Below are 22736 nucleotides of genomic sequence, written 5' to 3'. Positions count from 1 at the left end.
TTCTTATCCCTCCATCATTAGAAGTGCTGGGTCTTCGAGCAAGCGTTTCACCATGTTAAGAGCGTTTTGTGCAGTCGCACCGTCGATGAGGCGGTGGTCAAAGCTGAATGAAAGTGCAAGTACTGGCGCAGCAACGATTTCACCGTTCTTCACGACAGCTTTCTCAGCGATACGGCCGATACCGAGAATCGCAACTTCTGGGTGGTTGATGACAGGTGTGAACCATTGTCCACCAGCTGAACCGATGTTTGTGATTGTGATCGATCCGCCTTTCATGTCTTCCCCAGCGAGCTTACCTTCACGAGCTTTACCTGCAAGTTCGTTAATGTTTGTAGCAAGTGCATAGATTGATTTACGGTCTGCATCTTTTACGACTGGTACAACAAGTCCGTTGTCCGTGTCAGCTGCAATCCCGATGTTGTAGTAGTTTTTGTAGACGATTTCTTCGTTCACGTCATCGATTGAAGCGTTGATTGTTGGGAATGCTTTCGCTGCAGCAGTCAATGCTTTCACGACGAATGGCAAGTACGTGAGTTTCACGCCTTGGTCAGCCGCGACTTGTTTGAAATCTTTACGGAGTGCAACGAGTTTTGTAACGTCGACTTCGTCCATGAGTGTAACGTGTGGTGCAGTGTGTTTCGAGTTAACCATAGCTTTCGAGATGGCTTTACGGATTCCACGGATTTTCTCACGTGTTTCAAGTTCAGGAGTCGCTGACTCGTAAGGCTTGATTTCCGTTTTCGCAGCTGCTGCTGGTGCTACAGATTCTGTTTTCTCTGTTGTAGCTTCTGCAGACGGTGCTTCGCCGTTCGCGAATGCATCGATGTCTTCTTTCAATACACGGCCGTTGTCGCCAGAACCGTTTACTTCACGGATGTCGACACCTTTTTCACGTGCATATTTACGGACAGATGGCATAGCGATAACACGCTCAGATTTGTGAAGTTGAACGTCGCGTGGCGCGTCTTCTTTCACATCTTCTTTTACGTCTTCTGTCTTCTCTTCTGCTTTCGGTTGTTCAGGTGTTTCTTCTTCACCTGCTGGTGCGTCGCCTTCGATGTCAAACGTAATGAGGACGTCGCCGACTACAGCAACTGTACCTTCAGAAACTTTAACTTCTTTGACTGTACCGTCGACTGGAGCTGGGATTTCAACGACTGCTTTGTCGTTTTGTACTTCTAAAAGAACATCGTCCTCTTTGACCGTATCCCCTGCTTTTACGAACCACTTGACGATTTCACCTTCGTGAATACCTTCACCGATATCTGGTAATTTAAATTCAAATACTGCCACTGGTTTTTCCTCCCATCAATTCATCATGTAAACACGACAAGGGAGACAATTCTCCCTCATCGTTTATTCGACACGATCTTAGAAGTTCACAACTTCCTTAACTTTTGCAACGACATCTTTATGGTCAGGTAACCACATGTCTTCACCTTGTGCGAATGCGAAGACTGTGTCTGGTGCAGTTACTCGAAGAACTGGTGCTTCGAGGTGAAGAATTGCGCGCTCTTGAATTTCAGTTACAACGTTCGCTGCGATACCTGCTTGACGTTGTGCTTCTTGAACGACGATCGCACGACCTGTTTTCTTAACAGACTCTACGATTGTGTCGATATCAAGCGGGCTCACTGTCATGAGGTCGATTACTTCAACGTTGATGTTTTCTTTTTCAAGTTCTTCCGCTGCTTTAAGTGAAGTATGCACCATCGCACCGTAAGTGATGATTGAAACGTCTGTACCTTCACGTTTCACATCTGCTTTACCGAGTTCGATTGTGTAATCACCTTCAGGTACTTCGCCACGGAATGAACGATACAATTTCATGTGCTCGAGGAACACGACTGGGTCGTTGTCACGGATTGACGCGATCAACAAACCTTTTGCATCGTAAGGAGTTGATGGAATAACAACTTTAAGACCAGGTGTCTGAGCCATCAAGCCTTCAAGGCTGTCCGCGTGAAGCTCAGGTGTCTTAACTCCACCACCGAATGGTGAACGGATTGTGATTGGTTGGCTGTAAGCGCCGCCTGAACGGTAACGCATACGTGCCATTTGAGCTGCGATTGAGTCGAAAACTTCGAATACGAATCCGAAGAATTGAACTTCCATAATCGGACGGAATCCAGTAAGACCTAGACCGATCGCAAGACCACCAATCCCTGATTCAGCGAGTGGCGTGTCGAAGACACGGTCTTCGCCGAGCTCGTCTTGGAGACCTTCCGTCGCGCGGAATACCCCACCGTTTTTACCAACGTCTTCTCCGAAAAGAAGTACTTTCTCGTCGCGTTTCATTTCAACGCGCATCGCATCAGTAATCGCTTGGATCATTGTCATTTGAGCCATAACTTACTTCGACTCCTTTGCAGTATATTCTTCAAGCTGTTCTTTCAAGTTTGAAGGAAGTTCTTCGAACATGTTGTTGATGAAGTCCGAAACTTTTTGTTTTGGTTCTTTGTCTGCTTGGCTGATTGCTTCTTTCACGTCAGCTTTCGCTTGCTCGATCACTTCGTTCTCCATGTCTTCGTTCCAGAGTTTCTTGTTCTCAAGGAAGAGACGGAAACGTACGAGTGGATCTTTTTCTTGATACTCTGTGTCGAGTTCTTTTGTACGGTAACGTGTTGGGTCATCCCCAGCGAGCGTATGTGGTCCGTAACGGTAAGTGAGTGACTCGATAAGTGTCGGTGTTCCCTCGAGTGCGTCGACGCGAGCTTGTTGAGTCGCTGCGAGCACTGCAAGAACGTCCATTCCATCTACTTGAATTCCGTTGATTCCAGCTGCAACAGCTTTTTGCGCGATCGTTTTAGCTGCAGTTTGCTTTTCAACAGGAGTTGAGATAGCGAAACGGTTGTTTTGAACGACGAAGATTGCTGGTGATTTGAATGCACCTGCAAAGTTCAATCCTTCGTAGAAGTCACCTTGTGATGAGCCACCGTCACCTGTGTAAGTAATGGCGACATTTTTGTTGCCGTTGCGTTTGAGGCCCATTGCCACACCCGCAGTTTGAATGATTTGTGCACCGATGATGATTTGTGGCATCAATACGTTGACACCTTCAGGGATGCGGTTTCCCGCCACGTGTCCACGTGAGAACAAGAACGCTTGATAAAGCGGAAGTCCGTGGAATACGAGTTGTGGGATATCACGGTATCCTGGAAGGATCCAGTCCTCTTTGTCGAGCGCGTATTGCGTCCCGATCATCGTCGCCTCTTGACCTGCCACTGGCGCGTAGAATCCTAAGCGACCTTGACGGTTAAGTGAGATGGCGCGTTGGTCCCAGATTCGAGTATAGACCATGCGGCGCATGAGTTCCTGAAGTTGCTCGTCCGTTAGGTCAGGCATTGCGTCTTGGTTGACGACCTCACCCTTCTCGTCGAGAATACGGAACGTTTGGAAGTTTTCTTCCACGTTTTGAAGTACCTGAACGTTGTTCATTCGTTTCACCTCATCCTTTCAACTATGAGACAATTGTCTTTTTTGTGATCAAACACTATCTCAAATCTTACGTGTATCTGTCCAAAAAAGCAATCTGTATTAACGTGATTCAGAAAAGTTATCCTCTCCTGACGTTTCCTTGTTAGTATAAAACGGGTTGTTTCAATAACGCAAAAAATATGCTTACCGAAATAAAACGCTTACATTCAAGGGATATGACATCCTTTTCACCACTGTATTATTTTCATTTCACCTTCTGTACCATCCACATTCCTTCCTGTTTAAATATGATATAATCAATCATATAAGTTCGATAGAAAGGAAGTTGTGTATGTTAACCATGAAAGATGTCATCCGCGAAGGAGACGAGCGACTTCGCGCGCGTTCAGCCGAAGTTTCGATTCCGCCAACAACAGAAGATTTGGCGTTACTCGACGAGATGGAGACGTTTCTTGTCAATAGTCAAGACCCAGAGATGAGCGAGAAATACGAGTTACGAGGTGGTGTCGGAATCGCCGCACCTCAACTCGGTGTAAATCGCCGTTTCTTCACAGTATTGCTACAAGAAGAGGAAGAGACGTTTAAACTCTCCATCTTCAATCCTAAAATTACAAGTCATTCCGTCGAACAGACATTTTTGAATGGCGGCGAAGGCTGTCTATCGGTCGATCGCGTGGTCAAAGGAAATGTACCTCGTTTTCGTCGAATCACGTTAGAAGGGTTCGACCGCGAGGGGAAGCCGATTAAGCTTCGTCTGCGCGGAATGCGCGCTGTCGTATGTCAGCACGAGCTCGATCATTTAGACGGGATCATGTTCTATGACCGGATCAATATGTCGAACCCGTTAGAAACATACGGCGAACCGATTTAACATGTTTAGTTCGAGAAAAAGGGCACTGTTGTTACTATTCCCATTTTTATTTCTTTTAATCGGTGGATGTGTGCGAATCAATTATGATGCGACCGTCCACTATGACCAATCTGTTTCGCTTGAAACGACTTACGCGTTCCGTGATCATCCAGTCATGAAATTGCTCAATCTCAGACTCGACTGGGATACGTGGAAAGAGCAAGCAGAAGCGAACGGATATGAGACGGAAGATTATTCGAGTCCTGATGACTACGAAGGCATGGTCTTAAAGAAGACATTTAAAAATGTGGACGAGTTGCAACAGATTAAAGAGGAATGGAAAACGGGACCAGCCGGTATTTTAGTCCCTCCGGATATTCAGTTCGACATCGAACAACAGGAAGGCATTTGGTTTGATTCATATACACTCCAAACCAATCTCGACCTCCGACTCGATCGGGTCGACTTACCCGGTGTTGAACTAACCGGCTCCCCCAAAAAATTGGCTGAACGATATATCCGCCAAGCCGACATTCGCTTTAACTTGACTGTTCCGACCGGCGTATTCGTTGAGGATGGAACTGGCCTAGACCTCCGTTCTATGAAACATGTCGAGTGGCAAGTCTACGGCGGTCGGCAAAATAACGTGAAGCTAGTTGCCCATGTACCGAACGTCAACGCTTGGATCGTGACGGGAATCGTTCTGATTGCAGCGGCCGTATTGACTTACTTCATTTGGCGCAAATATCGTCGGAATGTTGGCAACCCAAAAGAGACATCCATTCGTTCACGTCTCCTCGGACTGTTGATCGTCTCACTTTCACTTGCTCTCATCATCGTCACCTTCCGACAAGAGTTGACGAACGAGCGTCAATCCGAGGCGATACGTCAAGCTTCTCAAACGAATGAGTTCATCCCTACGTTTGCAGTTCATGGACTACTCGGGACAGACCGGACGTTCCTCCGCTTCTCTCAAGCGATGGAACAAAGTGGTCAAGCGACTGACGGGGCGCTTTGTACCGTGACTGTCAAAGGCAAGACCGACTGTGAAATATATGATTTTAGTTCAACTCGTCCGATTGTCCGAATCGAGTTCGAAGATGCAGAGGCTTCTTTAAACAATCAGACAAAGTGGTTGAATGCAGCCATTGAAACATATAAAAAAACGAGAAATCGATCATTCGATCGGATGTATATCATTGGCCATAGCATGGGTGGCGTAGCCGCTGCCAACTATATCCTGAATCAAGAGACATACATCGTCGATAAGTTTGTGACGTTCGATAGCCCGTTCGGCGGGACGCGCCTTGCAAACTTCGGTTTATCTGCCAGTAACTTCGGCATTAATACCGGAAGCCCTGCCATCCGTGATTTGTCCCCTAACTCAGACGGACTGCAAGCATTCCAGTCTAAACTCGAGACATGGCCGAGGTCCGTTCAGGTACTCTCCTTCTCTGGACGAGGTGGCGAATTCAATTTGATTGAGCCGGCAAGTTCGCTGTTACTTGAAGAGTATACGAATAACATTCAGACAGAAACTGTGCCGTACGACCATTTCTCGCTTCACCGTAAAAGTGACGTCTTGAAAGAGACCGGGAAATTCTTATATGAATACACGAATGAGTTTAATCCAATCGAGACGAACTAACGTCAAAACAGCTATCCCCAAACTTTGAGGATAGCTGTTTTTTAATAGGTCATCGTCCATGTGACTTTTTGGAGCCAATACATCATATACTTTCCGAGCGGGAGATCCGTTTGAATCTCATCATATGCTACCGTATACGCGCCGTTCTCATTGTTCCATAGACGATTAAAATACTCGTCCACCTCATCAAAGAAGGCTGTATCCACTTCTCCTGTCACTTCGACGTCTGCCTCTAGGTTGTAATCGTTCATGTTCCGGGTCGTATAGTTCCCCGATCCTAAGACAACGGTTTTCTCCTCACCATCTACATAGAGGATTTTTGGATGATATTGTTCCTTACCGACATCATACCAGCGAATCTCGATATGCTCCGGGTTGACGGTGTTCAGTTCTGCCGTCACCGGTAAGTTCGGTAACCCTGATTTCGATCGACCGAACGCATTCGTGTTCGGATCGAGGATCAAGTTCACAGTCACCCCGCGCCCTGCGGCATCCTCGATTGCTTGGATGATATTCCGGTCTGCCAAATAAAACATTCCGATCCAAATGGTGTCTCCATCGTCCGCCCCATTCATTGCATCGAGCACTGATTCTTGAATTTTCCCTTCGGTGACGTAACGAATCTCCATTGGTGCCTCACTCGGCGCATTTTCAATCTTCGACAACGCTTCATCATCAGGGAATCGGCGTGCATCTCCTTTCGAGAACGTCGCGACCGCTTGCTCACCTTCAACGATTTCTTTTAAAATCGGTCCTTTTAAATGGACACCGACATTCGAGTGGTATCCGCTAGCGTCATGTGGATTGGCGGATAGTACAAATCCCTCATTTTCAGTGACCATCACCTTCCGATGGTTCGCTTTGATGTTGAGCAACCTCAAATAAGCACGAACCGTAATGTCCGGTGCCGAAGAGGCCATCGGATTCGGCAACCAGCCGGATTGACTATCACCGAACCATTGAAGCGCCATTCGATAAAACGTGGAGTAAAGAATATTTGGGTCACGAAGTTCGTCGAGATTTGTGTACACGACTTCTACCCCTGCCTCCTCCAGTACATCGAAGTGGTCGGAAACGTGCCCGTTATAAGTCGTATTGATATCGTCTGTAATAAAAACGACTTTCAAGTCCGGATATCGCTCCATTTGCTCAAGCAATGTCGATGACAGGCGCGATGTGATGTCCGGATATTGTCGGTCTTCATTCGAATAAGGATTGAATAAGAAAAAGTCCATGACGATGTATTCTTTTGCCTCACGTATTGCTCGTTCAACTTCACTAAATATCTCTTGTTCGACAATCTCCGTATCTTCCCCTTGATAGGTCAAATCGTGGAGAAAATCGATTTGGTCATCTGTGATGAGATATGGTTCAGATTGTCTCGACACGCCTTCCGGTAATGGTTTGACTTGATGATATACGAGCGTGATGAGAAAAATGACCGCTACGATTGCAGCTCCCCATTTCGGCCACCCTTTCTTCCCCTTTTCCTTCGCCATAAGCTCCCCCTCCTCATTTGCTGGTGAAAAAAACGAGCCGTAGTCTCCTACAGCCCGTCAAATCATACTTCCATAATAATCGGCAGGACCATCGGGTGTCTCCGCGTCTTTTGTGCCAAATAAGGTGTAAGGGTGTCTGAGACGAGTTGTTTCATCTCCGACCACTTCATCTGCTTATTGGACAATCCTTGTTCGACGGTTTTCTTCAACAATCGTTCGCCGTCACGAATCAGACTACCTGATTCACGCATATAGACGAATCCACGTGAGATGATATCTGGTCCTGAGACGAGTTTGCGCGTCTTGCCATCGATGCTGATGACGACGACAACGAGTCCATCTTCAGACAGAATTCGGCGATCCCTTAATACTATATTCCCGATATCACCAATTCCATTCCCATCGATATACACAGCGTTCGCAGAAATTTTGCCAGTGACCGCAGCCGACTCCGAGTCGACAGCAAGCACTTCACCATTATCCATAACGAAACTGTTCTCTTTCGGGATTCCTACCGATTCAGCAAGCTCAGCATGCTTTTTCAACATGCGGTACTCACCGTGAATCGGCATGAAGAATTTTGGATTCAACAGACGAATCATCAATAACTGCTCTTGTTGCGAACCATGACCTGATGTATGAATGTTCGTCAACTTACCGTAGACAACATCCGCTCCCGCTTTATACAACTGGTCAATCGTCTTCCCGACGGAGATGGCATTTCCTGGGATTGGAGAAGAAGAAAAGATGACCGTATCCCCAGGAATGATTGACACTTGACGATGGGTACCATTCGCAATACGGCTGAGCGCTGCCATCGGTTCCCCTTGCGAGCCGGTACAAAGAATCGCGATTCCATTCGGGTCGTAGTGACGCATTTGATTCGCCTCAATGATCATCCCTTTCGGAACGTTGATGAAACCGAGTTCTTGTCCAATCGTCATGACTTTCTCCATCGAACGACCGAAAATCATGAGATGGCGACCTGTCTCGGCACACGCATCGACCACTTGTTGCAAGCGATAGATGTTCGATGCGAATGTTGCAAAGATGATTCGACCATCCGCTTTCCGGAACGTTTCACTAATCGTCCCACCGACAACGCTCTCACTCATCGTGAAGCCTTCCACTTCTGCATTTGTCGAATCGGACAAGAGACAAAGCACGCCTTCTTTTCCGATTTCCGCCATCTTGGCGAGGTCTGCCGGCTCACCTACCGGAGTGAAGTCGAACTTGAAGTCACCCGTATGGACGATGTTCCCTTGTGGCGTCTTGACGACGACACCGAGTGAGTTCGGAATCGAGTGCGTCGTGCGGAAGAACGAGATGCTCGTCTTGCGGAACTTGATGAGTGAATCCTCATCAATCTCATGGAGTTCCGCCTCACGAAGCAACCCATGCTCCTCAAGTTTAACTTTAATCAATCCGAGCGCGAGCTTCGTCGCGTAAATCGGCAATTGCACTTGCTTCAATAAGAATGGAATTCCCCCGATGTGGTCTTCGTGACCGTGAGTGATGAATACCCCTTTTACTTTGTCCTTGTTTTTAATCAGGTACGAGTAATCAGGAATCACATAGTCGATTCCAAGCAAGTCATCCTCTGGGAACATGATTCCCGCATCGATGACGATGATTTCATCTTGGAATTGAACAACATATGTGTTCTTCCCGATTTCTCCGAGTCCGCCCAATGCGAACACGGCTGTTTGGTGGTTCTTAACAAACTTCATTTAATCTCTCCTTACTTCAATTATTAATACATCTATGTGAAACATAAGTGATTCTCGAATATGCCCGTAAGATTCTTTTTTCATTATAGCTCATATCATGACAATATTTCACTAACGATGTGATATTCGTGGTAGTTTCCCTATTTCGTGTTATCCTTTTAGTGGGTTCAGAAAACATATTTTTTAGATAAAGAGAAAGAATGGTGAATCAAATGGAAGATCAAAAGGTTGTTTTCTTCGACATTGACGGCACGCTTTTACATGAAGGTAGTTATATACCGCCTTCCACGATTTCAGCAATTCAGGCATTGCGAGAAAACGGCGTCGAGACATTCATCGCGACGGGACGAGGACCGGCCATGCTATCCGATATCCCAGAACGTGTCGGGATTGATAGTCTTGTTTGCTATAACGGTCAGATTGTCGTGCATAAAGGTGAAATCGTCTATCGTAACACGCTTTCAAAAGATGCACTCGGCCGATTGACGACGCACGCCGCTTCAAATGATCATACTCTCGTCTATTTGGGACAAGACCGTGGTGGTGCTTCAAGACCGAATGATGCCATCGTCAAACAATCGCTCGGTGAACTCGACATGCCGATTCCTTCATTCGAACCGAACTTCCATACAGAAGAAGATGTGTATCAGACGTTACTGTATTGCACGCCTGAAGACGAGCATCATTATATCAACGCCTACCGTGAGTTCGATTTTATCCGTTGGCATCCTCATGCAATGGACGTGATCAACAAAGGGGCCAGTAAGGCAGATGGCATCCGTCACTTTATTGAGACCAATGGCTACCGTCTTGAGAATACGTACGCTTTCGGAGATGCGTTGAACGACTTGGCCATGCTTCAGTATGTAGGTACTGGAATCGCCATGGGCAATGGTCGCACCGAAACGAAAGACGTGGCGGATTTTGTCACGAAATCCATCCTTGAAGATGGAATCGAGTACGGCTTGAAAGCGATGAAACTCATTTAAAAAAGACCTCTTGGAGTCAAACCGTCGAGTTGGATCAATCGATTCAACGATCGCGGCATCGCTCCAAAGGTCTTTTTTTTATCTCGAACGAAGTGTACGCTCTAGTCTATCCAAATCGGTATCCTTCCCGATGATAATCAAAATATCTTCCGATAAAATCATCTCATCCGCTTGAGGAGAAATCAGGACATCATCATCGCGACGAATCGCCACGATGTTCACCCCGTACTTCGCCCGCAAGTCCAAATCGATGAGTGATTTGTTAGATAACTTGTCCGATGCTTTTATTTCGACAATCGAATGTTCATTCGATAATTCGAGGTAGTCGAGGATACTTTGGCTCATCAATCCATTCGCAATTCGAACGCCCATGTCACGCTCCGGGTGGACGATATTGTCTGCCCCAATTCGACGAAGTACTTTTTCATGGTAATCGTTTGTTGCTTTCACCGTGATGATTTGAACACCAAGTTCCTTTAAAATCAACGTCGTCAAAATAGAAGCTTGAATATTCTCCCCGATGGCGACGATGACATGTTCAAAGTTACGAATCCCCAAACTCTTCAACACATTTTCATCTGTTGTATCGGCGATCACGGCATGGGTTGCCAATCCCATAAACTCATTGACACGCTCCTCATCTGAATCGATGGCGAGGACGTCATATCCATTTGAAGACAATTCACGGACGATCGACCCACCAAATCGTCCTAATCCGATGACTGCAAATTCACCTGTCATGATGCTACATCCCTTTCCTACACATGTTCACTTCTTGATTCTTCGTTCAGTGTAACTGATTCCACTTCAAAACTCTATACAAAATACAAAACGGGATTCCCTTTAAATAAAGGAAATCCCGTTCTCGCCATTATGCTTTTCCACTCGAGCGTTTCCCTCGTACGTAGTCGTTGTCAAACAAGAACAAACGGAGCAAGAGGTAGAGTGCCGGAACGAGTAGGAGCAATCCTAAGATGAACACGATGACAAGCGCCACCGCCATCGACTCGTTGACGACACTTCCATTAATGTCGATGTACGGATACAGGATGTAAGGTAAGTGAGAATATCCGTATCCGAACCATGCCATGAAGAACTGTCCCATGACCATCAAGAAGGCAACCCCGTAATTTCGTTTCATATACACGAAGGAGACGGCGATGACGAAGAACAAGAAGCTCATCGCAAACCACCACCAGTTCCCTCCTAGGATACTTTCGTAATGCCACGCAGCTTGCGACTTCAATCCAAAGAAGACGAGACCCGATGCGATAATCGTCGGGACGCTCCAGAATAGAGCCCATTTCCGAACGAGTTCTACGGCATTTTGGTCACGTGCCTTGTCCGCGTAGAACAAGAGGAACATGGCACTAATATAGAGGACGGAGACAATCGCCAAGATGACGACCGTCCAGGAGTAGAAGTTGGTGAACAACTTCGCTCCGTCAAAGAAGACCCCGTTCTCTGTTTCCGTGATGAAACCTCCTTGGCTGACAGTCAGTACCGTCGACATCGAAGCTGGGATGAGTAATCCCGTCGCTCCATAAAGGAACATATAGAGCGTGCTTTCCTTTGAGCCATAGTTAGCGAACGCATAAAAACTACCACGAATCGCAAGCAGAATTAACACGACAGACGCTGGAACGAGCAATGCCGTACCATAGTAATAAGCGGTGTCCGGAAAGAATCCGACAATCCCGACAAAGAAGAAAACGAAGAATACGTTCGTCACTTCCCATGTCGGTGACAAATACCGTTTGACGAGTCGGTTCACTAAGTGATCACGTTTCGTATAGCGGCTATAGAAAGCGAAGAAGCCTGCACCGAAGTCAATCGATGCGACGATGAGATAGCCGTATAGGAACGTCCATAAGACGGCAATCCCTAATTCTTGAATTTGCATGTCATACCCTCCGATCACACTTCATCCGCAAACATCGCTTCACCACGATGCTCGGATTGTTTTAGTTCTTTCCCTACCGGATTCTCTTTGAACAGGCGTGATAGGACAACCACAGTCACTGTTCCAAGTACCGCGTAGAGGATCGCGAAAGCGACAAGCATCCAACCGACGTTCGCTGAAGTCGTAGCTGCCTCACTCGTACGCATTAACTCATATAACGCCCAAGGTTGACGACCAAATTCAGCGAAGAACCACCCAAACTCAATCGCTGCCATGGCTAGCGGTCCACCGGCTGCAATCGCAAAGAGCATCGGCTTGCTGAACTGGTTCAAACGTTTAATATAGCGGCCGAGTACAAACAGGAAGGAGATGAGTGCGAGAAGCATCCCAATTCCGACCATCGCATCAAATAGATAGTGAACGAAGAGCGGCGGTTGATCTTCTTTCGCAAACTCATTGAGACCCGTCACCTCGTAGTTCGGGACTCCACCTGCAAGAATAGAGAGCGCGTAAGGAATCTTCAAGGCGCCTCGGACTTCATAGCCACCTTGACCATCATCTTCTAACCATCCACCCAAAATCAATTCAGCCTCGGAGGAGGTTTCGAAATGCCATTCTGCCGCGGCTAATTTATCTGGTTGGTACTGAGCCAAATATTTACCTGAGAAGTCACCGACGAGCGCTGTCGCAATCGCAAAGATCAAAGCGACCGTCATCGTCAGACGGAGACCTTTCTTGTGATATTCAATCGACATCTTGTCGAGTTGATTTCGACGTTGACGTAACAACTGAACGGCTGCAATCGCAGCTAGAATGAACGCGGATGTTAAAATAGCTGAAGTCAACACGTGTGCCATTTTAGTCGGCATAGCCGGACTGAACATCGCCTCGAGTGGGCTGACATTTGCCAATCGACCATCGACAATATCAAACCCTACAGGCTGGTTCATAAAACTGTTTACCGTTGTGATAAAGAACCCTGAGAACAATGCACCGACTGCAACCGGTATCCCGAGAAGCATGTGGTGCCACGGATTTTTAAATCGATCCCACGTGTACAAGTAAATACCAAGGAAAATCGCTTCAAAGAAGAAGGCGAACGTTTCCATGAAAAGCGGGAGCGCAATCGTTTGACCCGCAACGCGCATCAAATTCGGCCAGAGAAGTGAAAGCTGCAGACCGATGGCCGTACCTGTCACAACCCCAACTGCTACCGTCACGACATAGCCACGCGACCAACGGCGAGCCATGAGCGTGTATTTCGGGTCTTTTTTACGTATTCCTAAAAATTCTGCCAATAAAATTAAAAGTGGAACCCCGACGCCGAGTGTGGCAAAAATCACATGAAAACCTAATGTGAGTGCCGTCAATGCTCGACTCATCAGGACAGGATCTTGAAACATCTATTGATTACCTCCTATCTCTCTCTATCGCTTCGAACCCATGTATGAAACGACAATCACAGATGAATACCCTTCGATACTTACATCATAATGATTTTATATTGCGCTGTAATGTCTCAATGCTCGAGTTCGCAAAATGTTCACATTTGAGCAATCGCCACAAAATCGTCGCTTTACATGAATAAATGTTTCCCTTTTTCACCCTCGTTCACTCCTTTTCGGGCACACTAAAAGCGGACTCAATCGAGACCGCTTCGTGTTATTGAATCATGACATTACGGAAGTAGTGGTCGAATAAATCGATGGCTACTTCAATCGAACGTTCATCCGGGTTGAGTGTCGATTGATGAAGTCCTGATCCCATATCGTTTACGCCTAACCAAACCATGAATCCAGGGACCTGTTTCAACATATATCCAAAATCTTCACCCGTCATGGCAGGGACACACGTTTTATAAGAATAGCCGACCTCTTCCACCGCTTCCTCGAATTGATAGAGGTAACGTTCGTCATTGACGACCTCGTGATAGCGATTACCAAATTCAAGGTCAATCTGAACGTTATACGTCATCTCGACACCGGCAATGATTTGACGAATCCGGCTTTCAAGCACGACCATTTCTTTGTCGGACAATGCACGGACCGTCCCATCCAATTTGGCCGTATCAGCGATGATATTTTCTTTCGTTCCTGCTGCGACTTTTCCGATACTGACGACCGCACTTCCCATCGGGTCAATGTTCCGTGACACAATCGTTTGCAGTTGCATGATGAGGGCGGCCTGAACGATAACAGCGTCAATCCCTGCGTGAGGGAAAGCACCATGCCCCCCTTTTCCATGAATGGTGATATGAAGCTCTCGCGCACTCGCAAACAACACGCCCGGTCTTGAAGCGACCATGCCGACAGGATATTCAGGCGCGACATGCAAGCCGAACAGTGCATCCGGCCGGAAGTGATAGAACAATTCTGATTTCGCCATCGGTTCGGCTCCTCCCGGGCCCTCTTCGGCCGGTTGGAAAAAGACGACAAGGTGATGGTTAAGCGGTTCCTCGACCGCTCGTTTAATTAACCCAAGCGCGATCGACATGTGCACATCATGTCCGCATGCATGCATCATTCCTTCGTGAATCGATGCGAATTCTAGCCCCGTCTCTTCCGTGATGGGCAGTCCATCCATATCAGCTCGATATCCAATCGTCTTCTCACCGACGAGACCATCTACCCGGACGAAAAGACCTGTTCGCCAGTGTGTGATGTGAACACGTGGTGAATCGAGCGATCGAATCAATTGCTCAAGTGTCGCTTGTGTTTTGAACTCTTCATATCCGGCTTCCGGAATTAAATGCAGCTGTCTTCTCGCTTCAATTGCCCAATTCATCATTCAGTCTCCTTCGTAATTTCTTCAACGATCTTCCAAAACGCTTGAACTTGCGCCAACTCCAACATCGATTCTGTCGAAAGCATCCATGTGTCCCGTACGAGTGGCACACCACCCGACGACGTCAATGGAATCTTATTCATCTCATTCACATCTTTGATGGTCGATTCAGGGAGAATCGCGAACCCGATTCCGTGTAACGCCATCTGTTTGCATGTCTCGATTTGATCGACGACCAGCGTCGTCAGAGGTGGACTCGAAAACCGTTCCTGCCACCACTCTAATATTTCCTGGTAATAAGTCGAGTCACTCTTGAATTGAATAAACGAGCGCTCATTGTTTTTTAGTTGGGAGAGGTCGGTCATTTTTAGATCGACCAAATGCAAGGAATCGGAGAACAACTTCATCCGTTCTCCTCGCCAATCAGGATTCCCTCGAATGATTCCGATATGAAAATTCTCTTCGAGCATATAACGCATCATTTCGCTCGACCATCCGGTGACCAATTTGACACGGACAGACGGATAGCGTTCAACGAACGTCTTCAATACCTTGGGTAACCAATATTGTCCCATGATAGAGGCGACGGCAATTTTCAACGTCCCGTACACTTCCCCTTGGTTGGCAGTCAGTTCACCCCTCAGTTCTTGTTCTTCGCTGTACATCTTTTTGGCGAACTCGATGATTTTCTCCCCATCTGGCGTCAATGCGAGCCCTCTTGTGGAGCGAACGAAAATCTTCTTTCCCCACTGATGTTCGATGGTCACGAGCCGTTGACTGAGCGCTGGTTGTGAGACAAACAACCGCTCGGCTGCTTTCCGCATATTCAATTCTTCCGCAAGAATAATTAACACTTCTACTTCCGAAACTTGCATCACGTCACCTGTTTCTCTATCGTTTGAAAGATTGTATACTGAATAAGTATTTGTTTCAATGTATCATATCATGTTTAATCATCAATTTGATTGTTAGGAGGAAATCTGATGCAACGTCATCATTTCGCCTTTATCGTTGCGACCGTCGCGACGCTCGGCAGCCTTTATTTTTCAGAGATCATGCTCTTTTTACCTTGTAAGTTGTGTTGGTTCCAACGCATCTTTATGTATCCACTAGCCATCTACTACTTGACTATCATGTTGACTGCACGAGACGTCAACCGCTTGTTCGTAGGGATTATGGCCGGTGCCGGATGGTGTATCAGTCTGTATCACGTTATTTTAGAACGTATCCCGAACGGTGAAGCCTTCTGTACGAACGACTGCCTGATTCGTTGGGTCAACTATTTTGGATTCGTCACCATCCCACTCCTCAGTTTTATCGCCTTTACCTGCATCCTGATCGTTCAGTTCGTACCGCTTAAGAAAGCGTAAGACAACAAAGGAGAAGCTGTCTCGAGACAGCTCCTCCTTTTTTCATTGCCACCATTCGTCGTACAACGAGGCAGGCATGTGATGCTTGTGGCGTGAACGTTTAAAAATTGTCTCGATTCGCTCGGCGATTGTTGGGTCGATTGTCTTCCCTTCCAAATAGTCGTCCAGCTGATCATACGTCATACCGAGTGCGACTTCGTCAGGAAGTCCAGGGCGACCATCTTCAAGGTCAGCCGTCGGCACCTTATAAATCACACGCTCATGCGCTTCAAGTTCATGGAGAAGTGCTTTCCCTTGACGTTTGTTCAAACCGGTCAACGGTGTGAGGTCACAAGCTCCGTCACCGTGTTTTGTATAAAATCCTGTCACATATTCCGCAGCATGATCCGTTCCGACCACAAGGGCACCGAATGTTGCCGCGATATCGTATTGTGCCTTCATCCGCTCACGTGCCTTCGTATTCCCTTTATGGAAGTCACTCAATTCGAGACCCGTTGCACGGTTAAACGCTTCAACCGATGCGTCAACAGCAGGCTTAATGTTGACAGTGAACGATTTGTCCGGACGAATGAACTCAAGCGCAAGTTGCGCGTCATGCTCATCGTGTTGCTCACCATATGGCAATCTGATCGCATAAAATGTATACTCGCCACCCGTTTCTTCACGAAGCTCTTCCATGGCGAGTTGACATAGCTTTCCGGCAAGGCTTGAGTCTTGCCCACCTGAGATACCTAGGACGAGTCCTTTCGCACCGGCTCGTTTCACATATGCTTTCAAAAAGTCGATGCGTTGACGAATTTCTTCTTTCGGGTTGATGGTCGGTTTGACATGTGTTGATTCAATGATATGTTGTTGCATGGATTGCCCTCCCACTATGCTCTCATTTTGCTTTATTGTCTGATAATCCTTATACCCCGTCAACTAGCGTCTCAAAAAGAAAGACGGAAACAACAGTTTCCGCCATGGCTTTATTGAACTTTAAATGATGTGACCTCTCCACCGATTGGTGTCATTTCTAAGAACAACGGTTGATCTTTCGCCGGTGCTTCATCGAGCAATACCCCAAACGTGAAGCCACCGCCGGTCACTTCGGCTGCGCCTTGAGCGTAAATATTGTGTCCGTCTGACACAGACCACTCGAACTCGACTTCATCCGTATACCCGCTCACTTGAATCATCGTGTCATTCAAATCAATTTGTACATCGCGGAACGCACCGTCCGATTGCGGCTCTGTTGCTGGTGTTTCTTCCGGTGTTTCTGATGTACCTTCATCCGGAGTTTCTGTTGCAGCAGATTCAACCGTGAACGTCGTCTCATCTGTCACAGCAATTTCAGGTGCCCCATCAACTTGACCGAGCCCAATCACTTCGACCGAATATTCGCCAGCCTCTAATTCATCTAACAGGAAGACCTCATCGAAGATCTTTTGTTCATCCGCTGCCCACTTTTCTTCGATAATCGATTCCGTGAACATAAATTCGCTACCATAATCAAACACGATTTTGTCACCTTGTTTGATAATCAACTGATAGCGCTGTGACGTATTGAATGTCACATCCACGGCTTCCTCATTTGGGTTCGTCATTTTGATTGTTGCTGATAATGCTTGGGCTACTGAATCGTATGCCATTTCCGTGTCGAGCGTCAATGGAGCCGGTGGTTCAGACGAATCACTGTTTACTTGACTCGGTTTCGCCTCTTCTTTCCCACATCCCGCTACGACTAATAAGATTGCCGTCACTACGGCGAGCAACCAAGTTTTCTTCATGGATCCCACTCTCCTCAACAAAATAAAAAACGTCTATAGCACTAGTGTATACAATGTGCAGACGTTTGTAATGATTTCCCTTATATTATTTACCTTTTTTACGAAACTTTAGTTTGTTCCATGTATTGTTGCCAACCGGTCATGAACAATGAATCTGCGATATCGAGATCAGACCGGACTTGAGCCGTGACAGAGAACGTCTCACTGTGCATCGATTCAAACGTGACGACCATCGTTTCTCCTACTACTTCCTTATAAGCTACAAGTTCAGGCGTTTCTGCAAACAATATCATAAGTATGGCTCCTTTGTTCATCTGTGATAAATCTAGTGTACCAATCTGAAACCAAGATATATGTCCTATCGTTCGACAGCATAACAATGACATTTTACCTATTGTCGAAACGTTTACATCAAATGTTAGTCAATTGGGGAAATGTGCATGTGTTTTTGTGAAAAAAAGGAGCAATCCGCAATGCAGATGCTCCTCTTTACCTTAAATTGTAAATCAAAATGATTCGACACATGTCGAACGAAACCTCATTTCGAGCGGTTCGAAATTTGTTGCCATACCGTCCCGAGTGCTGTCTCGCCGCTCGTGATCCGCTCTTTCGCAAGTCGCGCTTGTAAAGAGACCTCGAACTCGCGATCTTCCTCCGCGATTGACAAGGCAGGTACAGCCCGTTCATCTCCACAATCGAATAAGAAACGAGCCGCTCGCCAACGTACGAGTTTGTTTTTATCTTTCAGCGCCTCAATCATTGAAGGTTGTGACTGAGGTAATGCCCAATCGGAGACCGTATCCCCAGCTGTTCGTCGCACAATAGGAGAAGCGTCCACTAAAGCTTGTTCAATATATGTGACATATTCCTCACGTCGTTCTTCAAACATCCCGATCATGACGACCGCTTGTCGACGAATTGCCATCACGGAATCTTCCAAGGCACGACGGAAATAGGGCATATTCTCATGATGGATTTCGAGTTCATCCAGGAATGCCATCCGATCTTTCCAATTTTCCGACTGCAAATGGTTCGCGTTTGCCTCAAAATCTGCTTCACGACCAAACGCACGGGCCACGATCCGTTCGATGCGCTCTTCAGGATACGCCGCTTCCAATTCTTCTTGCGCGATGACACTGACTTCATCCAATTCACCATAGCGTGGGGCTTGCTCTACCCAACGACGGTCTTGAATGACATTCTTCACTTGTGCTTGAACTTCCATCGCTGCATCGACAAATCGTTTCGACAGCCCGATTCGTTTTTCTTCGTCCCCTTTGACGAGTTTTAATTGCATCGGTACATCGAGCACGAACTGGACGGATACATGGACTGGTTCATAGTCCGTATCCATCTTTGTGGATTCGACTTCCTCAACTTGTTCCCCGAACGCCCGTCGGATTTCATTCATGACGTCATGCCAATCATGTTTCGGATGTCGCTCGACAGCGAGAAAATCAGACACGGCGTAAACGGATTTGACGCCTCGAAGCCCAATGATTTCTTGAATGATGGCTGGGGCATCCGTACTCGCTTTATCGTACGTTATGCCTCTCCCTTCGAACGGAGGGTCCACAATGATTTTCAAGTTATTCGGACTTGGTGTCGGTTCGATTGCTACTAGTTTCATCCTCATCACCTCACTTTTCATCGTGACGAAAATGACAAAAAAACGCAAGCGAGTCGCTTGCGTTCGATCAATCCTCTATTTTACTTAAAACAACGCGATAAACTGTTGGAGTGAATACGTCGTCCCATCCACAGTAAATGTGTCGTCCTCTGAAATCGGTTCAAGGAAGAAACGTTTTTCACCATCTTCTTTCACGTAACCAAAAATATGATTGGATTGATAGAACAATTCAACAATCGTCATTCGTCCAAATGTCATCCCATCGTTCATTACCGCCCGATCACCTAATTCGCCGCCATTGTACAGTTCGATGTAAGTTTCCATTTTGGTGTCGCTCCTCTTGTGTTTGTTTTCACAATTCCTTTCTATCAAACAACATGAGCGACTTCAAGTTAATTTTTTGTGTTACGCTTCCAAAATTCTATCCATTTACGATATTCCGATAATGTTTTGTTAATTTGATTAATCGACTTCTCATCGTGCAACCCACTATCATCAATCTTTTCTTTACAATGCGTGATGAAAATTTCATTTCCCGGTAAAACATTTGCACGATTTGTGGCAAATACTTGTCGGAGATGGATTTGGCATCTGGCGGTTCCAAGTATGCCAGGCGAGGCCCCGGCGATCATGACCGGTTTATCCCGAAGTGGCGTCCCTGGCTCGAGCGAAAGCCAGTCGATCGCATTCTTTAGGACGCCCGGGATGCTATGGTTATATTCGGGGGTGACAATCAATAATCCATCAGCTTCCCGAACGACTTGCTTCAAAGTAGCCACAACCTCTGGTTCATCTGGATCAATCAAATCATCATTGAACAGTGGAAGTTCGATGGAGACGACTTCAATGTCGAAATCATCTTGAGCCAGTTCAATGATCGAATGCAAAAGAGCGGTATTAAAAGATTTCTTTCGAAGACTTCCTGACATAGCGATTAACTTATACTTTTCCATGATCCACCTCCTGCATCCATTCGTTCATGATTTTTGCTTCTTCTTCAGGGGATTCCATCATCCCCATATGACTGAACGGAACGATTGCTTTAGTATGTCGTGACGCACCTAAAAACGCCCGCTCCTCATTCATATTCGGGTCTTTTGAGCCGTAAATGAATAGGCCGGGGAGGTCAGTCGTTTCGACGGTGTCCACTTCGTCTTCACGATCCCGGATCGCCTGTTGCGCGTTCACGATTCCCTCGACCGTCATCTCATATCCGATTGCAATCGCTTGTTGAACGAGCGCCGGGTCGGAATCACTTGAGAAGACATTTGGAATCATTCCGTCAATAAACGGCTCGACCCCTTCTTCGATGACTTGATGAATGGCACCGTTTCGCTTCTCCCGCGCCGCTTCTGTATCCGCGGCAGCCGTCGAGTGAATCAATACAAATCCTGATATTTCTGTTCCATAGCGACGCACGAGGTTAGTCGTCACGTAGCCTCCGAAAGAATGCCCACATACAAGGGGACGCTCAAGGCCTCGAAGACGAATTTCTTCGATGACCCAGTCCGCAAAATGATCCATCGTTTCCGGCCCCACGTCCGTCCCAGCATGACCGGGTAATGTGAGCGTGTGGACTTCGGCATTCAATAACGGTTCCAATTGTTCAAAGTACTTTGGAGAACCGCACAACCCATGTAACAATACGAGTGCTTTCATATCATCGAGTGCTCCTTTTCTTCCCATTCTGTTTTGAGTAGCCGATACATAGTCAAATCCATGAATCGACCATGGCTATATGCATAATCTTGTAGAAGTCCCTCTTCAATAAATCCCAATTTTTGAACGAGTCGATTCGACCCTTCATTTCCTGGTGCGACCAACGCAGAGATTCGATGAAACTTGAATTCTTCAAAACCGTATTGAATGACAGCTGAAGCGGCTTCGAAAGCCACCCCTTGTCTCCAATAGTGAGGGGAAACCTCAAACCCGATTTCGGCGCGATAATATTGGGGCGTCCAATTATGGAATCCAATCGTTCCAACCAATTCATTCGTCATCCGATCGCATATCGCCCAGCGAATGGCCTTCCCTTGCTGAAATTGATCTTTAAAGTAAGCGATCACGTTCTTCGCCTCATAGACGGCAAGCAACGGGTCCGACCCATAATATCGCATCACTTCCTCAGTGGATAGAATGGTATATAGTGCTCTAGCATCACGCGGTTCTAGCTCTCGCAGGATAAACCGGGGCGTAGCGAGCTCAGGAAAACTCCGTTTTAATCCCCACATGTGGAACCCGCCTTTCCTATTCGTTTCCTCAATTATACTTCTATTTTCCCAAATGTATCGAACTCAACCCTCTTGTACCGTCTCAAGATGGCGGAAAGCATGTGTTTTTGCTACTATAATCGTAGTATGTCAAACTGAGGGGATACCATATGTCAAAACAACTCTTTTATTTGAAGCAAGACCGGGACGTCCAACGCTTCACACTCCATGGTGTGACGTTGGCGGATGTAACAGAAGCGCTTTCCGTGACGAGACCGATGATCATTTGTCGAACGGATATCAAAGGGATGAGACAATCCTCGAGGTCGCGTTTTCGTTATATTGAAGCGCATGAACTATCTTCGTTCTCGTCTAAGTATTTGAATAACCAAACAACATTCACAGCGATCGATTTTCCGGACTACAACACGCTCGAAACTCTGTCCGATCATGAAATTGCAGAAATCTTGTTTTTAAGTCATATGGAACGCGGAATCAAGAAGCCGTTCTTGGATTCGCTCGATAATGAGATTGTGTTCTTCAATGAAGCAAACGATCGACATAGCAGTCTTTATATTCGCGATTGGTCGACAATCAATCGTTTCGTCCAAAACATGTTGCAAAGTAAACTTGATCGTGATATTCGTAACATCAGTTTTGTTCCGATTCCACTTCCTGTCATTGATGAATTACTCGAGTTGGCACCTCAAGGTCTGATCATCGATTTCGATCATACGAAACGCAGTTTGTTCAATCGCCAAATCGTCATCTCATTCTATGTAGCGGGTCGCTATGAAGACATGTCCGTTCTTGAAGAGGACTTCGATGCGAAGAAAGAATCCATCGCCTTAAAAGGACAGTTATTGTATCGCCGTCGTACATGGCAGATTGAGCGATTATAAGGTCATACATGTAA

The 22736-nt window shown here is 46.5% G+C and carries 23 protein-coding genes; 5 read left to right on the top strand and 18 right to left on the bottom strand.

Features of this window, described 5'->3' with window-relative positions; translation table 11 throughout:
- Positions 1-3: 3 nt before the first annotated feature.
- From OKS35_RS01830 to pdhA, 3 genes are all read right to left on the bottom strand, one after another.
- Positions 4-1293 (bottom strand): dihydrolipoamide acetyltransferase family protein, encoded by a 1290-nt coding sequence (locus tag OKS35_RS01830; protein WP_015881260.1) that lies wholly within the window; start codon positions 1291-1293, stop codon positions 4-6.
- A 78-nt stretch (positions 1294-1371) separates the two neighbouring features.
- Entirely contained in the window at positions 1372-2349 is a 978-nt protein-coding gene (locus OKS35_RS01825; RefSeq protein WP_074034993.1) for an alpha-ketoacid dehydrogenase subunit beta, read from the bottom strand.
- 3 nt (positions 2350-2352) lie between these two features.
- A complete protein-coding gene (pdhA, locus tag OKS35_RS01820) occupies positions 2353-3438 on the bottom strand; it encodes a pyruvate dehydrogenase (acetyl-transferring) E1 component subunit alpha (protein ID WP_015881258.1) in 1086 nt (361 codons plus the stop codon).
- A 331-nt stretch (positions 3439-3769) separates the two neighbouring features.
- Between pdhA and def the strand changes: the two genes are divergently transcribed.
- A complete protein-coding gene (def, locus tag OKS35_RS01815) occupies positions 3770-4309 on the top strand; it encodes a peptide deformylase (protein WP_214691101.1) in 540 nt (179 codons plus the stop codon).
- 1 nt (position 4310) lies between these two features.
- Positions 4311-5936, top strand: a complete 1626-nt coding sequence (locus tag OKS35_RS01810) for an alpha/beta hydrolase (RefSeq protein ID WP_074037380.1) — start codon at positions 4311-4313, stop codon at positions 5934-5936.
- Between the two features lie 41 nt (positions 5937-5977).
- Here the strand turns inward: OKS35_RS01810 and OKS35_RS01805 are convergent, their stop codons facing one another.
- Positions 5978-7435, bottom strand: coding sequence for a phospholipase D family protein (locus OKS35_RS01805; RefSeq protein ID WP_215244078.1), 1458 nt, complete (start codon positions 7433-7435; stop codon positions 5978-5980).
- A 62-nt stretch (positions 7436-7497) separates the two neighbouring features.
- Positions 7498-9165 carry a ribonuclease J1 gene (gene rnjA / locus OKS35_RS01800; protein ID WP_215244079.1) on the bottom strand — a complete coding sequence of 556 codons (1668 nt, stop codon included), beginning with the start codon at positions 9163-9165 and terminating at the stop codon, positions 7498-7500.
- A 200-nt stretch (positions 9166-9365) separates the two neighbouring features.
- Here rnjA and OKS35_RS01795 point away from each other — a divergent pair, with 200 nt between their 5' ends.
- Positions 9366-10154, top strand: coding sequence for a Cof-type HAD-IIB family hydrolase (locus OKS35_RS01795; RefSeq protein ID WP_201302237.1), 789 nt, complete (start codon positions 9366-9368; stop codon positions 10152-10154).
- A gap of 78 nt (positions 10155-10232) precedes the next feature.
- On the opposite strand, the gene OKS35_RS01790 is transcribed toward OKS35_RS01795, so the two are convergent.
- From OKS35_RS01790 to OKS35_RS01770, 5 genes are all read right to left on the bottom strand, one after another.
- Positions 10233-10895, bottom strand: coding sequence for a potassium channel family protein (locus OKS35_RS01790; protein ID WP_015881252.1), 663 nt, complete (start codon positions 10893-10895; stop codon positions 10233-10235).
- 130 nt (positions 10896-11025) lie between these two features.
- Positions 11026-12057 carry a cytochrome d ubiquinol oxidase subunit II gene (locus OKS35_RS01785; protein WP_215244080.1) on the bottom strand — a complete coding sequence of 344 codons (1032 nt, stop codon included), beginning with the start codon at positions 12055-12057 and terminating at the stop codon, positions 11026-11028.
- 14 nt (positions 12058-12071) lie between these two features.
- Positions 12072-13460: a cytochrome ubiquinol oxidase subunit I gene (locus OKS35_RS01780; protein ID WP_074037383.1), complete on the bottom strand. Its 1389-nt coding sequence runs from the start codon at positions 13458-13460 to the stop codon at positions 12072-12074.
- A 259-nt stretch (positions 13461-13719) separates the two neighbouring features.
- On the bottom strand, positions 13720-14841 hold the full coding sequence (locus OKS35_RS01775; protein WP_074037384.1) for an N-acetyldiaminopimelate deacetylase: 1122 nt from the start codon (positions 14839-14841) through the stop codon (positions 13720-13722).
- Entirely contained in the window at positions 14841-15716 is an 876-nt protein-coding gene (locus OKS35_RS01770) for a LysR family transcriptional regulator (protein WP_074037386.1), read from the bottom strand. Before OKS35_RS01770 ends, OKS35_RS01775 begins: the two co-directional genes overlap by 1 nt.
- A 108-nt stretch (positions 15717-15824) precedes the next feature.
- Between OKS35_RS01770 and OKS35_RS01765 the strand changes: the two genes are divergently transcribed.
- Positions 15825-16211, top strand: coding sequence for a disulfide bond formation protein B (locus tag OKS35_RS01765; protein WP_159562030.1), 387 nt, complete (start codon positions 15825-15827; stop codon positions 16209-16211).
- A gap of 42 nt (positions 16212-16253) precedes the next feature.
- Here OKS35_RS01765 and nadE read toward each other — a convergent pair whose 3' ends face one another.
- The 8 genes from nadE to OKS35_RS01725 all read right to left on the bottom strand — a co-directional run bounded on the left by nadE (position 16254) and on the right by OKS35_RS01725 (position 21841).
- Positions 16254-17069 (bottom strand): ammonia-dependent NAD(+) synthetase, encoded by an 816-nt coding sequence (gene nadE, locus OKS35_RS01760; RefSeq protein ID WP_074037388.1) that lies wholly within the window; start codon positions 17067-17069, stop codon positions 16254-16256.
- Between the two features lie 110 nt (positions 17070-17179).
- The gene (locus OKS35_RS01755) at positions 17180-17980 is read right to left on the bottom strand and encodes a BsuPI-related putative proteinase inhibitor (protein ID WP_214691104.1); all 801 of its coding nucleotides are present in this window, start codon (positions 17978-17980) and stop codon (positions 17180-17182) included.
- A 98-nt stretch (positions 17981-18078) separates the two neighbouring features.
- On the bottom strand, positions 18079-18273 hold the full coding sequence (locus OKS35_RS01750; protein WP_074037391.1) for a hypothetical protein: 195 nt from the start codon (positions 18271-18273) through the stop codon (positions 18079-18081).
- A gap of 245 nt (positions 18274-18518) precedes the next feature.
- On the bottom strand, positions 18519-19610 hold the full coding sequence (locus tag OKS35_RS01745; RefSeq protein ID WP_074037949.1) for a virulence factor: 1092 nt from the start codon (positions 19608-19610) through the stop codon (positions 18519-18521).
- Positions 19611-19694: 84 nt separating this feature from the next.
- Positions 19695-19934 carry a hypothetical protein gene (locus OKS35_RS01740; RefSeq protein ID WP_015881242.1) on the bottom strand — a complete coding sequence of 80 codons (240 nt, stop codon included), beginning with the start codon at positions 19932-19934 and terminating at the stop codon, positions 19695-19697.
- Between the two features lie 68 nt (positions 19935-20002).
- Positions 20003-20563: an NADPH-dependent FMN reductase gene (locus OKS35_RS01735; protein ID WP_159562028.1), complete on the bottom strand. Its 561-nt coding sequence runs from the start codon at positions 20561-20563 to the stop codon at positions 20003-20005.
- A complete protein-coding gene (locus tag OKS35_RS01730; protein WP_159562027.1) occupies positions 20550-21269 on the bottom strand; it encodes an alpha/beta fold hydrolase in 720 nt (239 codons plus the stop codon). Before OKS35_RS01730 ends, OKS35_RS01735 begins: the two co-directional genes overlap by 14 nt.
- A complete protein-coding gene (locus OKS35_RS01725; RefSeq protein ID WP_015881239.1) occupies positions 21266-21841 on the bottom strand; it encodes a GNAT family N-acetyltransferase in 576 nt (191 codons plus the stop codon). The genes OKS35_RS01730 and OKS35_RS01725 overlap by 4 nt, the downstream gene beginning before the upstream one ends.
- Positions 21842-21990: 149 nt before the next feature.
- On the opposite strand from OKS35_RS01725, the gene OKS35_RS01720 reads away from it, so the two are divergent.
- Positions 21991-22722, top strand: coding sequence for a hypothetical protein (locus OKS35_RS01720; protein WP_074037395.1), 732 nt, complete (start codon positions 21991-21993; stop codon positions 22720-22722).
- The last annotated feature ends 14 nt before the right edge of the window (positions 22723-22736 follow it).

The organism is Exiguobacterium sp. N5 (assembly GCF_025842465.1).
In the GTDB taxonomy this organism is placed as follows: Bacteria; Bacillota; Bacilli; order Exiguobacteriales; family Exiguobacteriaceae; genus Exiguobacterium; species Exiguobacterium profundum.
Note: the sequence above shows the minus strand (reverse complement) of the source record. Positions and strands in the feature narration are given on the sequence as shown.

Bases quoted from the DNA above. Each gene is read 5' to 3' on its own strand.
- OKS35_RS01795 (WP_201302237.1), top strand. From the start codon at position 9,366: ATGGTGAATCAAATGGAAGATCAAAAGGTTGTTTTCTTCGACATTGAC.
- OKS35_RS01790 (WP_015881252.1), bottom strand. From the start codon at position 10,895: ATGACAGGTGAATTTGCAGTCATCGGATTAGGACGATTTGGTGGGTCG.
- OKS35_RS01825 (WP_074034993.1), bottom strand. From the start codon at position 2,349: ATGGCTCAAATGACAATGATCCAAGCGATTACTGATGCGATGCGCGTT.
- rnjA (WP_215244079.1), bottom strand. From the start codon at position 9,165: ATGAAGTTTGTTAAGAACCACCAAACAGCCGTGTTCGCATTGGGCGGA.
- OKS35_RS01730 (WP_159562027.1), bottom strand. From the start codon at position 21,269: ATGAAAGCACTCGTATTGTTACATGGGTTGTGCGGTTCTCCAAAGTAC.
- OKS35_RS01770 (WP_074037386.1), bottom strand. From the start codon at position 15,716: ATGCAAGTTTCGGAAGTAGAAGTGTTAATTATTCTTGCGGAAGAATTG.
- OKS35_RS01745 (WP_074037949.1), bottom strand. From the start codon at position 19,610: ATGAAACTAGTAGCAATCGAACCGACACCAAGTCCGAATAACTTGAAA.
- nadE (WP_074037388.1), bottom strand. From the start codon at position 17,069: ATGCAACAACATATCATTGAATCAACACATGTCAAACCGACCATCAAC.
- def (WP_214691101.1), top strand. From the start codon at position 3,770: ATGTTAACCATGAAAGATGTCATCCGCGAAGGAGACGAGCGACTTCGC.
- OKS35_RS01780 (WP_074037383.1), bottom strand. From the start codon at position 13,460: ATGTTTCAAGATCCTGTCCTGATGAGTCGAGCATTGACGGCACTCACA.
- OKS35_RS01725 (WP_015881239.1), bottom strand. From the start codon at position 21,841: ATGTGGGGATTAAAACGGAGTTTTCCTGAGCTCGCTACGCCCCGGTTT.
- OKS35_RS01735 (WP_159562028.1), bottom strand. From the start codon at position 20,563: ATGGAAAAGTATAAGTTAATCGCTATGTCAGGAAGTCTTCGAAAGAAA.
- OKS35_RS01755 (WP_214691104.1), bottom strand. From the start codon at position 17,980: ATGAAGAAAACTTGGTTGCTCGCCGTAGTGACGGCAATCTTATTAGTC.
- OKS35_RS01805 (WP_215244078.1), bottom strand. From the start codon at position 7,435: ATGGCGAAGGAAAAGGGGAAGAAAGGGTGGCCGAAATGGGGAGCTGCA.
- OKS35_RS01720 (WP_074037395.1), top strand. From the start codon at position 21,991: ATGTCAAAACAACTCTTTTATTTGAAGCAAGACCGGGACGTCCAACGC.
- OKS35_RS01750 (WP_074037391.1), bottom strand. From the start codon at position 18,273: ATGATATTGTTTGCAGAAACGCCTGAACTTGTAGCTTATAAGGAAGTA.
- OKS35_RS01765 (WP_159562030.1), top strand. From the start codon at position 15,825: ATGCAACGTCATCATTTCGCCTTTATCGTTGCGACCGTCGCGACGCTC.
- OKS35_RS01775 (WP_074037384.1), bottom strand. From the start codon at position 14,841: ATGAATTGGGCAATTGAAGCGAGAAGACAGCTGCATTTAATTCCGGAA.
- OKS35_RS01785 (WP_215244080.1), bottom strand. From the start codon at position 12,057: ATGCAAATTCAAGAATTAGGGATTGCCGTCTTATGGACGTTCCTATAC.
- OKS35_RS01740 (WP_015881242.1), bottom strand. From the start codon at position 19,934: ATGGAAACTTACATCGAACTGTACAATGGCGGCGAATTAGGTGATCGG.
- pdhA (WP_015881258.1), bottom strand. From the start codon at position 3,438: ATGAACAACGTTCAGGTACTTCAAAACGTGGAAGAAAACTTCCAAACG.
- OKS35_RS01810 (WP_074037380.1), top strand. From the start codon at position 4,311: ATGTTTAGTTCGAGAAAAAGGGCACTGTTGTTACTATTCCCATTTTTA.